Raw genomic sequence first — 11,895 nt, forward strand, 5'->3', positions numbered from 1 at the left:
CTGCCCGTTCACTATAATCCCCAAGCCTACGGTAAGCTCAAAATAAACTCTAAACGCAGCACAGCAGCAGAATCTATTTTGGCTTAGGACTATTCCGTTGCCTCCTTGCGTGTGTTTGCGCCCATCGGGATTTAAGCAGCTCGCGCTGCGCGCTTCACAACTAAAACCCCGTCCAGCTATTTTGATTAACAATATAAAGGGTATTAATATGTAATACATATTGTGTTGAGGAATAATTATGCCTAGAAATACCAGCGTCACAATTGGTGAACACTTTTCCAGCTTTATCGACAGTAAAATCGAAGAAGACGAAGCTAAACTGACTGCAATACGCTCAAAGCTAGCTATGGGCGAAGCTCAACTTGATCGAGGCGAGTTTGTAAATGGTGATGACTTTATTAATAAGCTAATTGCCAAACGTGGCTAACTACGTACTATCGCCAGAAGCGGCAAGAAGTATTGCTGAGATCGATACCTATACTGCTAAACAATCTGGGCCTAAACAAGCTATACGCTATTTGGAAAGCTTGTTAGACCGTTTAGAGTTTGTCTCTGAAAACCCACAACGGGGAATGCACCGGCCTGAACTCAATATTGATTGGTTTAGCTACTTTGTTGGTTCTCACACAATTTACTACGGGTAAAAGCCGAGCAAATTGAAATTATTGATATATTGCATCAATCAATGGAACCCGCTCGCCATCTTACTAATGCTCAATCCTAGTAAACAGGCTCGCGTGCGGTGTACGCCTGATACGCTTTCAAGTGGTACATCTTTAAGAAAACTGAAAACCCGGCAGACTTGTCTCTGTAGTCGTCCACATCAACTTCAAGGCGATAAAACTCATCTTCGTATTCTGCCTTTTCCACATTTTTAATGGCTTGATCGAGCGCATTCGGAAGGTCAATGCCCATAACTTCATTAGCGAGCGCATTTCCCATCTCTCGATATAGCTCAAGAAGATCATCGGCATTATCCTGCTGATAATTTATTTCTAGACTGAGTTTGAGATAGCTAGCCACATCTTCATTACCGTCGACGCGAAAAGTTACGGCATTGGCAAGCGAACGATCCCCGAATTTAAGCCTGTTGGTTTCACCACCCCAATCATTTTCTAAGATTGGCTGATAGATGAAAGGGTTAAGACCGTAGCGTTCCAATAGATTCAGTGTGATATACGGCGACCAGCCCAGCTCCTTTAAAACCGGCGCGGGATTATCAAATCGTCTTGGCAAATTTGAATACAACCTAATTGAGTCTCTTAGTGCTTTTTTTGTATCTATAGTCGACCTGAGAAAACAATTTACCCACTCTGATGCCAATTTTGTGTTCTCTCGAAACGTTATTGCTGAAATACATTTCGCCCTGAAGACCAGAGGCTTCGGACAAAACCGGTCAATCCGGCTAAAGATATTGTTGTACTTAACAAATAGGTGAATGGCGTAACTAAAGGGTAATAGGAACAATGATAAGCAAGGGCCAAGCACAAAGTCTTTGAATGTTCGCTGGTTAGTTAGTTTCTCGATATTATCCCCAACGTAGCTCATTGCACGTACAACTAAAAACACGCCAATTATCGCTAATACCCAATCGAGTAAGATTTTTACTTTTTGTGTCTTCTCTTCTATATCGGCCACGACGGATATTATGGCTAGTACCGAAACAATAAGTATAAAAATGAATTCCCCTACCAGTGAAAAGGTTTGGAGACCTACCAGAAACTCTAAGATAACCAAGAAGCGTAAATTTGATTTTATCCAACTGGTAACGCTCGCAGCAAAGCTTGTATGCTCTTGTGAACTGGCGACGTATATGGCTGGTATCGCAACCAAAGCGAACCACATCATCGTTAGCTTCAAATCAGATATGCCCCAAAAGTTAAGTAGCTTTAACCCATACACTACAGACCCTACGTAGCTCGCCAAGATTAGGATTAGCTTTAGCGATGTTGGCCCGAACGCAAGCTTAACTAGACCAAAGACAATCTTTCTAACTTCTGGCTTGTATAGGAAAAGAATGCCAATGATAGCTAGCCATATTAGGCTCGCTATCTCTCGATTATTTAGAATGGTATCCATATCACCCCCTTAAGGTTAAATTACTCGCTTTTAAAATCCCGACAGGCATTCCAAGCTGAATACCCCTCTTCTTTTTATGACTAAATATTCTTTTTATGACTAAATATTCTTTTTATGACTAAATATTCTTTATCTGACTTACCAGATCCTCGCTCCTAAGGTGAGTATACCTTCGAAGCATCTGCATCGACTTATGCCCAGTTATCGATGCAACTTGCTGATCCGACAAGCCCGCCTCTACGAACCGGCTTGTCGCCTCATGACAGAGATCATGAAACTTTAAGTTTTCAATCTCTGCTCTCTTTAAAGCTTGCGAACAAACTCTGTTAATCGTGTAAGGCTTGCGCTCTCCTGTGCACTCATGACCCCCGTTAAAAATTTGCTTAGTATCAGCTGGACTAATCTTAAACTTTAGCGCTTCCCTTAGTGTCTTATGAGCTTTTTCAGTTAACGGCACTGTTCTAATCGAATGGTTCTTGGTGTCTTTTAGCGTGATGGTTCGCTTAGACATATTGATGTCTTTGCGCGTTAGGTTAATGATTTCTCCGCGCCGCATGCCTGTGTACAAGGCCAGCCTTACAATCCACCCTAAGAACGGGTTTGGGTGCGCGTTACAGGCAGCAATTGGCCGCTCTTCCTCATCACCTTCTAAGCGCCTGTTTCGGCCTTCACCGGCCTTAGGCTTTCTCACGTTGCTTACTGGGTTCACTGCTAAGCCAATGCCCCATTCTCTAATAGCGGTATTGTATAAATGACTGAGTAGCGCGAGGTCTAACCTTACGGTGTTATTGCCCTTGCCGGCTTTTATGTGCCTATCTCTAAACGCGGCTATTTTATCGGCAGTTAAACTGGCTAAGCTGTAGCGACCGAAGTGGGCAGTTAGGAGTTTTGCGCAGGCTCTATCACCCGCTTGTGTGGAGGTTTTCTTAGTAGGGGTAACTTCTTCTAGGTATCTTACTAGGGCTGAGGAGATGAGTAGTTTCTCTGAATCACTGCGTTGAATATAGACGCCTCGAACAATTTCGTCGTCTGTTGTTCGTGCCCAGTCTTCGGCATCGCGCTTGATTCGAAATGTTTTTGAGACAATAGGCGCCCCTTTGCGACGGATAATCGCTTTCCAACGTCCAGAATCGGTTTAGGTGAGAGTTGCTATGTGTACCTCAAAAATCTCAGAAGTGTACTTAAATTGTACTTTTTGCTTCCTTACTAGGCAAATGGAGAGAAACGAACGAACTAAAAAATCCCTTTAAGTCATTGTTTCTTAAATATGTTTGAGTGGTGGGGCGTGCGCGGTTCGAACGCGCGACCACCTGATTAAAAGTCAGATGCTCTACCAGCTGAGCTAACGCCCCCTCTCAAAAATACGCAATCTATGTATTTCTACACTCTTGCCAAGCAAAATTTTGTTGCTCGTCGCTTGCTTATAAAAGCAACATCAAAAACGAATTTGGCGCTGCACAAACGAGGCGTGATTATCTTGTCTTAGGTATGTTCGGTCAACCCCTTTTGGCACTTTCTTTTACCTAATTTAGGAGTTTTTCCTTGTTTAACGGCTCAGAATAATCAGCAGCTCCAAAAGAGCGATTGATAGAGTGGAATAAATTATAGTCTTGGTCGTGTGAATATTGACTTGATGAGACGATTGTTTAGGCGCTAAACCTAGCGCAACCACCGTAGACGCAACGATTAGCGAGTAACAAAACGTCTTAAACCAAAAGCTACTCAGGGTGACATCCACGGCGCTGACAGACATAACGGCTGCCGGATCAGCGATCCCGAATAAATGCTGCGTTGCTATAACCCCGCCGAACCACACACAAACTGCAAACCAAACAATAGCCGCAATCATCGACACAAATAAACCGATAAGTGCCGGTGCAGTTAAATATTGACTAGGTGGTACGCCCAACAATTTCAGCGCCTGTGTCTGCTTACCTCGCACTAACTCGCCGAGCCAGTTGCTCATAATACTGCCCGATCGCGCAGCAAACAGCATGCCGCCAATCGCCGGAGCTAAATACAGCACGTAGCGGCCGCCCATCAATTGAATCAAGTCGTCTGGCTTAATGAACAAGCGAATGAGTCCGGTAAGCGCTGTGTCTGACAACATCTGCACTACCGCTACCGTGGTGGTTCCGAGCATCAAACCAACCAGCGCAAAGAATAAAATGCCTGACACGAACGACAGGTACACCGTGTAAGCGGCTATGCGCATCTCATCACGCAGCGACCGCGGCCAGTGCCACACGCTCAACCACGTAAGAATCACTTGTTTGAGCCATACAATAAATACTAATTGCTTAGACCTGATTTTAGATAGGGCCCTATTTGAAGGCTTAGCCGACGATGACTGACCCGTGTTCGTATTAGCGTTCGTGTTCAAATGTTGCGAAGTGCTGAGCTGCGACAATAGCGATTGTTGTCGGTCGTGAAGCATAGACGCATCACCGGCTGAACCGCCCCAATCTGCAAGCGATTCTAGCTTTCCAGTTTTAAGTCTGAACACCTTAGAGGCGACGCCAGCAATATAAATCGGGTTGTGCGAAACAGTAAGGCAGGCGCACTGGTACTCTTCCGCCAACTCAGCGACCAGCATCGCTAAAGCGCTTAAATTGTGAATATCCAACCCTGCATCAGGCTCATCAAATATTATTAGATCAGGCTGCGTCAGCAAAGCACGAGCAATACTAACTCGTCGCTGTTGGCCACCACTTAACTGGCTAATGCGTGCATTGTGCAGTTCCGGCCCAATGTTAAGTCGCGAGAGCAAGCTATCGATGCTGGTGGGGTCGTAGCGGTCAGGGTTATACCGAGCCACCAATTCTAGGTTGGCACGCACGCTTAGGTGATCAAGCAATGCGCCTTGCTGCAGCACCATAGCGACTACCGAGCCGCTGGGCACGCTAATCTCAGCTAACCGCTGCTCAGCTATAAGCGTCAATAATGTTGACTTGCCACTACCGCTACCACCAACAATAACGCAGTGCTCGCCGCGCTCGACAACTAAATCAAGCGCGTCAAACAATAGTCCATCGCCTAGCCGATAACTAAGAGATCTAATTTCGAGCATTTAGTCTGCGGCTAGCGCAGGATCCGGCATTCCAGCAGCAGCAAAACCAGCTGCGCGTATACGACAAGAATCGCATTCGCCACATACCTTGCCATCGGTGCGCGGATTGTAACAAGAGATAGTCTGAGAGTAGTCGACTCCAAGACGCATCCCCTCCCTAATAATCTCTGCTTTGGTGAGTTGGATAATGGGCGCTTCGATACGGATAGTATGACCACCGACACCGGTTTTGGTGGCCAAGTTTGCTAGCTGCTGAAACGCATCAATATACTCAGGACGACAATCTGGGTAACCTGAATAATCGACCGCGTTGGCACCGATAAAAATCGCTTGCGCCTCTAACACCTCGGCCCAACCTAGCGCGACTGACAAAAACACTGTGTTGCGTGCCGGCACATAGGTGATCGGAATATCTGCAGTCTCCTCGGTCGGTACCGAGATGTCACGATCGGTTAATGCCGAACCGCCAAAATTTCCTATATCGATTCGCACAACCCGATGCTCAGTCGCACCATTGGTAAGTGCTACCTTCTTGGCACGGTCCAATTCAATGCGATGACGCTGACCATAATCCATGCTCAATGCGTAACACTGATAACCCAAGTCTCGTGCCATGGCGAGAACGGTGGCCGAATCTAATCCGCCAGAGACGAGTACCACGGCTTTGTTTGATTTGCTCATAACGTAAAATAATCTAGTTGCTGACTAGGGTCGATCTGCTAGCGGTCTACGCCTAACCTTATCGCCCGGCTTCGTTATTCCAAAGAATTTTGTGTAGCTGAACTTGCATGCGCACCGCAAGCTGATCGCGAATGATCCAATCGGCTAACTGAGTAGCGGACAGCTGGTCGGCTGACGGCGAAAAGAATACGTCACACTTCTCGGTTAGACCACGTTGGTCGACGAAATCTTTAGCCCATTGATAATCATTGTCGTCACAGATCACAAACTTTAAGCAATCAGATGCTTTGATGTGATCTAAGTTTCCGTACTTGTTATTTGGTTCTTCGTTAGACGCTGGCGTTTTGATATCTAACACAATGTAAACACGCTTATCGACTTGGCTAATATCAATCGCCCCGCCGGTTTCAACTGAAACCTTATAACCTGCATCGCAAAGGGTTCGCATTAAATCGTGACACTCAGGTTGCGCTAGCGGCTCACCACCAGTCACACACACGTGCTTTACCTGATATTTGCCAACCTCGACAACAATGTCAGCAAGCTCCATTTTGTTGCCACCGTGAAATGCATACGCTGTATCACAATAGCTACAGCGCATCGGACATCCAGTCAAACGCACAAACACAGTCGGATAACCGATAGTGCCGGATTCGCCCTGAATAGAATAAAAAATTTCGGTAATTCGAATAGTCACAATGAAGAAAGGCTCCGGTTGGAGCCTTTAGCATGAGTTAGTCGCTGTCGGCGAGTCGATTTTTAGCCGCGATGGCCGCATCGGATTTCGGAAAGAAGTTCACGATCTCTTGAAACAATATACGGGCTTCTATTTGATTACCCTGCTGTTGTTCAATGTACGCCGTTTTCAACATGGCATCAGGCACACGTCGACTTCGTGGGTATTCTTGAATTAAAGTACGTAAATGCTTCTTAGCCACATCAAGGTTTCGGCTAACGTACATCGCTTCGGCAATCCAATAATGGGCATCATCAGCCGATTCTCCACGAGGATAAGCCGCAAGTTGCTTTTCAAATACACTGACCGCATCGTCAAACTTTGATTGCTTCATCAAGTCAAAACCTTGGCGGTAATAATCGCTTTCGCTCAATGCCGTAGGAATGCCATCAACCGAACTCGAATCGGCAGTTGCCACGTCTTTGCTACCGTAATCACGGCCGTACTCGGACTCCCGACTTGCAGGCAAAGTGCTAACAGGTGGAATTGATACCACGCCGCCTGGGCGCGCGACCTGCGCTGCCGGCTGCGAAGCTTGATTAGCCTGCTCGGTACGCTGCTGATAAATTGGGTTAGGTTGTGTCTGTTGATACACGTTCTGATTAGGTTGCGCTTGCGCAACATCAGAGCCGTTAGGAATACCCGCAACCGCACCACCGCGATTGACATTATTACTATCGGCTGAATTATTGCCTGCTGGTTGTCCGGGGCTCGCGCCAATACTTCGGTCAATCACCGGCGGATAGCCTTGGCTCGACGAATTAACTGTGCCATTAGACAAAGCCGGCGCAGTTATTATGCGCTCCTCAACTTGGTCAGAAGCAGGATACTCGGCACCAGCACTAGTTTCACTGGAAGTTAAATCCGAAGGCATCGGATTTAATTCGCTACCTCCCTCATTACTATTAGGGAAGCGCGACGACTGTTGTCCAACACCAGTACTGTTAGGAACATTCGATGTAGAGGACATAGAACCAGCGCCAACCTGATTCGCCGCAGGGCGAACTAAGCCCGCGGACTGTCGATCAGTCGATGGTGCTGTGGTTGAACTACGCTGTAGTTTACGCAACTGAAATTGCTGACGCTCTACCATGTCTCGCAGTTCTGCAATCTCACGACGCATCTCCTGCATTTCCAATAATAGATCGCCTTGCGAACTACCTTGCTGCGCATAAGCCACAGACAAAATCGGGGCAACACACAGTGTTACCCCGATGAATTTTAATAACGTTGTTACTCTTCGCATAAAATGATCTACCTAAATCAACTCAACAGGCTAAGGGATAACAATACTCTAATCCCTTAGCACTGCTGGCTCACCCGAAGGTGAGCGATAGTTAATTAGTACTTAATTTCGACGCGACGATTTTGCTGCCAAGCTGCTTCAGTATGAGCTGGATCAGCAGGACGCTCTTCGCCGTAAGAAATTGTTTGAATTGTGCTTTGCGCACCTTCTGAGTTCATGAACTCAGCAACCGCTTGTGCACGACGCTCACCTAACGCTAAGTTGTAGTCACGTGTGCCACGCTCATCGGCATGACCTTCTAAGGTTACACGCGCTCCGCCATTAGCACCCAAATATTGTGCATGACGCTTAGCAATCACAGTTGAACGACGGTCGATAGCTGAACTATTGTATTCAAAATACAATACTTTGTAGTTCAAAGGATCGCCTTCAATTCCCAAGTCACGCAGTTCTTGCGCAGTCAAACCAGTGTTAAATAGCGTTTGATTGCTAGTATCTTCTGAAACTGGCGCAGTAGTTGTTGTGTCACTAACGGCGCCTGAGTCTTTCTTATTACCGCAAGCAGAAACAGTAAGTGCCAGCACGATGGTCAAAAGCAGACCTAATTTACGATTCATATTTCACTCCAAGAATGATTTGTTATTTTGCCGTGTTATTTTACTTGCGTAATGGCGACCACGCCGGCTCACGTACGTCACCACTTACTAATTCCAATCTTGTTCGAACGCGACCATCTGACGAGGCCACGACTAAAGCTGGCTCGTAGCCCTGCTCTGTCTTATACAATACCATGTCTCCATTCGGAGAAAAACTAGGACTTTCATCATATTTTGCATTGGTGAGCCAAGTCGTTTGACCGTCTTCCTCACGCATTACTATGATTTGCCCGCCCTCATGCACCATGGTCATATGCGTTCCGCTCGCATTATATGATGCATTTGCATTTTCGTCGCCCTCAAATGTCATTCGAGACACCGATTTATCATACAGGCTATAACTATAAATTTGTGGCTTTCCGCTACGGCTAGAGGTAAATAAAACACTATCTCCTCGCGGCGACCAAGCTGGTTCAGTGTCGATACCATAATGCGTTGTTACGCGCTCATGCTGCTCGCTGGCAAGCTCGTAAATATACACGTCGGGGCTACCATGACGCGACGTGCTATAAGCAATTTTAGTGCCGTCAGGCGACCAAGCCGGAGCTGAGTTAACCCCTTTAAAACTAGCAATAGTCTTACTCGTGCCTGATTGCAAATCGACCATTTGCACCACTGGGCCACGATCAGAAAACGACACAAATGCAAGCTTGGAGCTGTCTGGCGACCAACTTGGCGACAATATCGGTTTCCAAGACCCGTAAACTTCACGAGCTCCAAAACCATCCCAATCGGCTACCATTAAACGAAAGCGAAACCGTTGGTATTCAATCTCGGTGCGAGTCACATAGGCCATGCTTGACTGAAACGCACCAGACCCTCCGGTAAATGCTTGATAGACCGTGTCAGAAACAACATGCGCCGCGGTGCGTAATTCACGTTCACTTAGATTTGATATGCGCTTACCATTGCCGATCTCTTGCTGACGAGCAACATCGAACATACGAAACTGCACTTCATATTTACCGCCATCCAAGACCCAGACTTCGCCGATAACTAAAACCTCGGCGTCAACAAACCGCCAGTCTTTAAAACTAACCTCTTCATAACGCGATGGAAAACTGGGATAACGGTCAACTGGAACAGTTTCAAATTTGCCAGTGGCGTTTAAATCAAACGCCACAATCTCATGAATATTATGCTCTAGCACACGCCCATCGAGCACCTTGAAAGGCACAACAGCAATCGGAATCCCTTTTACCTTAGCGCCCGAAATACTGATATCTACCTGTGCAAATGCAGTAGATACTTGGAACGCGGCGGCCAAGAGCACGAACAAAAGAAGGTTTTTCAAACTCTGTGCTGGTTTCATAAGATTACTCATTCCTACTCTTTTAAATCGATAGTGAGATTGATGTTTTGCAATTTGACGTGAGCCGTTTGATCTTCTTCAGGCGTGGGAAAGGGTAGCGGATTAGCCTGCAGCACTGCAGTTTCGATACTTTCATCAAAACTCTGAAGGCCGCTAGATTTTACGATACGCGTGCCTTCAACTTCGCCACGTGGAGATAGTTTAATATTGACCACCGCTGAACGCCAACGTTCGGTACCAGGAGCGACGCGCCACTTTGCTTTAATCGCACTTTTAATCAAATCTGCATATTTGCTTTGCACCGTCGCGGTTCGCTCTCCGGCTCGACGATCAGCTTGAATTCGTTTTGCTGCTTGTTCTTCGGCTTCCAACATGTCGGCTAGCCGTTTACGGTCAGCCTCTTCAAGCTCGCGCTGAGCCCGCTCTTCATCCAAACGTTTGCGTTCAGCCGCTGCTTTTTTTCGGTTAGCCTCTTCTTGGGCTAACTGTTTTTCCTTTTCGGCTTTACGTCGCTTTTCCGCTTCAATGCGCTGCTTTTCTTCTTCCAGCGCCTTGTCCTGTTCTTTTTTACGTTGCAATGCAATTGCTTTGCGCTGTTCCTCAAGCTGCTCGGTTTTTACTTGTTCCTGCTTTTGCTTGTTTTTCAGATCAGCAATACGCTGCTCTTCTAGCTTCGCTTCACGCTTAAGTTTCTCTAAGCGCTCTCGCTCAAGCCGCTCTGCATCTCGTTTACGCTGCTCGTTCTTGAGAATTTCTTCTTTTTGTTCCTCGAGCTTGCGGTCATCAATAACACTAGCATTGATTGTATCCACCTTTTCAGCGTCAAATGACTCAACCACATCACGCTTAGCGGTGTAATTAAACACCACCAAGCCGATCACCACTAGATGGATAACGCCAGCAGCAATATATGCCAGCATTTTATTGGTTGCCCCTACTCGTTTGCGTCGATCACTCATCGCTATATCTTATCGCCTACTTTTTGTCTGGAATCGGTTCGGTCACCAAACTAACGGTTTCTACGCCCGCTTGTTTAAGCAACACCATCGCTTTAATTATGTCATCGTATATCGCTTGCTTAGCGCCACGTACTAAAAAATCAGTTTTGGGCTTTAGACTGTGCACTGCGCGAGCATAGCGCAATACTTCTTCAGAGCTTTTAGCTTGATCATCAATAAACAGCTGACCACTCGCATCAACCGTCAAAATGACTGGCTCTGGTGCTTCAGAATTCGCCTCAACCGGACTCCCGTCGGTTTGTGGCAAATCAATTTTCACCCCTTCGGTAAGCAACGGTGCCGTGACCATGAAAATAATTAGCAACACCAACATCACATCAATGTATGGCACTACATTAATCTCGGCAATTGGCTTGCGTTTACGGTCTCGATAGCTACTCATAATTAGCGCCTAGTCTTTCTCTATCGCCAATTGGCGATTAACGATACTGATGAACTCTTCCATGAAGATCTCATACTGACCGACCAATTTTTCAACATGATATGAAAAACGGTTGTAGGCAATAACCGCTGGAATCGCAGCAAATAAACCCATTGCTGTAGCAATCAGCGCTTCGGCAATACCTGGTGCAACACTTGAGACGGTAGCCTGTTTAGTAGATAAACCGAGCGCTCTAAAAGAATTCATAATGCCCCATACCGTGCCAAATAAGCCGACGTACGGGCTGGTGGAACCAACCGTCGCTAGAAAAGGTATCTGCGACTCCAAGTGATCAATCTCGCGACTAAGCTCGACTCGCATCGCACGCTGAACCGCGTCCAGCAAATCATTATTATTGGCATAACCACGCTCCGTAAGACGCTGATACTCTCGATACCCAGCAACAAAAATCTCGGACATGCCGGAAGCGCGCTTGGTCTCAGCGCCCCACTGATTGTAGAGCGACTGCATACTACCGCCGGACCAAAACTCGCGCTCAAACTGCTTAGTCAAACGACGTTCACGGCGCAACATCAAAAACTTGGAAAAGATAATTGACCACGAGACCAATGATGCCAGAAACAGCATCAACATCACTAACTGCACAGTGAGGCTTGCCTCTAACATGAGCGACATGATCGACATATTATCTTGCATCGCCACTTCGACTACCGC

Annotated in this window: 13 protein-coding genes and 1 tRNA gene; 2 read left to right on the top strand and 12 right to left on the bottom strand. The window is 46.6% G+C overall.

Annotated elements, in window-relative coordinates; translation table 11 throughout:
- Positions 1-238: 238 nt before the first annotated feature.
- Both DFR28_RS02950 and DFR28_RS02955 read left to right on the top strand, forming a co-directional pair.
- Entirely contained in the window at positions 239-427 is a 189-nt protein-coding gene (locus DFR28_RS02950) for a type II toxin-antitoxin system ParD family antitoxin (RefSeq protein WP_113952801.1), read from the top strand.
- The gene (locus DFR28_RS02955; RefSeq protein ID WP_170131955.1) at positions 420-644 is read left to right on the top strand and encodes a type II toxin-antitoxin system RelE/ParE family toxin; all 225 of its coding nucleotides are present in this window, start codon (positions 420-422) and stop codon (positions 642-644) included. The genes DFR28_RS02950 and DFR28_RS02955 overlap by 8 nt, the downstream gene beginning before the upstream one ends.
- Positions 645-720: 76 nt before the next feature.
- Here the strand turns inward: DFR28_RS02955 and DFR28_RS02960 are convergent, their stop codons facing one another.
- The 12 genes from DFR28_RS02960 to tolQ form a co-directional block, all read right to left on the bottom strand.
- Positions 721-2,079, bottom strand: coding sequence for a hypothetical protein (locus tag DFR28_RS02960; RefSeq protein ID WP_113952803.1), 1,359 nt, complete (start codon positions 2,077-2,079; stop codon positions 721-723).
- Between the two features lie 118 nt (positions 2,080-2,197).
- Entirely contained in the window at positions 2,198-2,770 is a 573-nt protein-coding gene (locus DFR28_RS19805) for a site-specific integrase (protein WP_211316828.1), read from the bottom strand.
- 585 nt (positions 2,771-3,355) lie between these two features.
- A tRNA-Lys gene (locus DFR28_RS02970) sits at positions 3,356-3,431 on the bottom strand.
- A 194-nt stretch (positions 3,432-3,625) separates the two neighbouring features.
- Entirely contained in the window at positions 3,626-5,149 is a 1,524-nt protein-coding gene (locus tag DFR28_RS02975; RefSeq protein ID WP_113952804.1) for an ATP-binding cassette domain-containing protein, read from the bottom strand.
- Complete coding sequence (gene queC, locus DFR28_RS02980) at positions 5,150-5,830, bottom strand: 7-cyano-7-deazaguanine synthase QueC (RefSeq protein ID WP_113952805.1); 681 nt, start codon at positions 5,828-5,830, stop codon at positions 5,150-5,152. It abuts the gene before it with no gap.
- Positions 5,831-5,888: 58 nt separating this feature from the next.
- Positions 5,889-6,527: a 7-carboxy-7-deazaguanine synthase QueE gene (gene queE / locus DFR28_RS02985; protein ID WP_113952806.1), complete on the bottom strand. Its 639-nt coding sequence runs from the start codon at positions 6,525-6,527 to the stop codon at positions 5,889-5,891.
- Positions 6,528-6,564: 37 nt separating this feature from the next.
- A complete protein-coding gene (gene ybgF / locus DFR28_RS02990; protein ID WP_113952807.1) occupies positions 6,565-7,812 on the bottom strand; it encodes a tol-pal system protein YbgF in 1,248 nt (415 codons plus the stop codon).
- A 95-nt stretch (positions 7,813-7,907) separates the two neighbouring features.
- Entirely contained in the window at positions 7,908-8,429 is a 522-nt protein-coding gene (gene pal, locus DFR28_RS02995) for a peptidoglycan-associated lipoprotein Pal (protein WP_113952808.1), read from the bottom strand.
- A 40-nt stretch (positions 8,430-8,469) separates the two neighbouring features.
- The gene (gene tolB / locus DFR28_RS03000; protein WP_113952809.1) at positions 8,470-9,792 is read right to left on the bottom strand and encodes a Tol-Pal system beta propeller repeat protein TolB; all 1,323 of its coding nucleotides are present in this window, start codon (positions 9,790-9,792) and stop codon (positions 8,470-8,472) included.
- Positions 9,793-9,794: 2 nt separating this feature from the next.
- Positions 9,795-10,739 (bottom strand): cell envelope integrity protein TolA, encoded by a 945-nt coding sequence (gene tolA, locus DFR28_RS03005; protein ID WP_113952810.1) that lies wholly within the window; start codon positions 10,737-10,739, stop codon positions 9,795-9,797.
- A gap of 16 nt (positions 10,740-10,755) precedes the next feature.
- Positions 10,756-11,181, bottom strand: a complete 426-nt coding sequence (tolR, locus tag DFR28_RS03010; RefSeq protein ID WP_113952811.1) for a protein TolR — start codon at positions 11,179-11,181, stop codon at positions 10,756-10,758.
- 9 nt (positions 11,182-11,190) lie between these two features.
- Positions 11,191-11,877, bottom strand: coding sequence for a protein TolQ (gene tolQ / locus DFR28_RS03015; protein WP_113953390.1), 687 nt, complete (start codon positions 11,875-11,877; stop codon positions 11,191-11,193).
- Between the last annotated feature and the right edge of the window lie 18 nt (positions 11,878-11,895).

It is taken from the genome of Arenicella xantha, from assembly GCF_003315245.1.
Taxonomy (GTDB): Bacteria; Pseudomonadota; Gammaproteobacteria; order Arenicellales; family Arenicellaceae; genus Arenicella; species Arenicella xantha.

Excerpts from the sequence above, each read along its gene's own strand:
- DFR28_RS02950 (WP_113952801.1), top strand. The coding sequence starts at position 239 with ATGCCTAGAAATACCAGCGTCACAATTGGTGAACACTTTTCCAGCTTT.
- DFR28_RS02960 (WP_113952803.1), bottom strand. The coding sequence starts at position 2,079 with ATGGATACCATTCTAAATAATCGAGAGATAGCGAGCCTAATATGGCTA.
- DFR28_RS02975 (WP_113952804.1), bottom strand. The coding sequence starts at position 5,149 with ATGCTCGAAATTAGATCTCTTAGTTATCGGCTAGGCGATGGACTATTG.
- queC (WP_113952805.1), bottom strand. The coding sequence starts at position 5,830 with ATGAGCAAATCAAACAAAGCCGTGGTACTCGTCTCTGGCGGATTAGAT.
- ybgF (WP_113952807.1), bottom strand. The coding sequence starts at position 7,812 with ATGCGAAGAGTAACAACGTTATTAAAATTCATCGGGGTAACACTGTGT.
- pal (WP_113952808.1), bottom strand. The coding sequence starts at position 8,429 with ATGAATCGTAAATTAGGTCTGCTTTTGACCATCGTGCTGGCACTTACT.
- tolB (WP_113952809.1), bottom strand. The coding sequence starts at position 9,792 with ATGAGTAATCTTATGAAACCAGCACAGAGTTTGAAAAACCTTCTTTTG.
- tolA (WP_113952810.1), bottom strand. The coding sequence starts at position 10,739 with ATGAGTGATCGACGCAAACGAGTAGGGGCAACCAATAAAATGCTGGCA.
- tolR (WP_113952811.1), bottom strand. The coding sequence starts at position 11,181 with ATGAGTAGCTATCGAGACCGTAAACGCAAGCCAATTGCCGAGATTAAT.
- tolQ (WP_113953390.1), bottom strand. The coding sequence starts at position 11,877 with ATGCAAGATAATATGTCGATCATGTCGCTCATGTTAGAGGCAAGCCTC.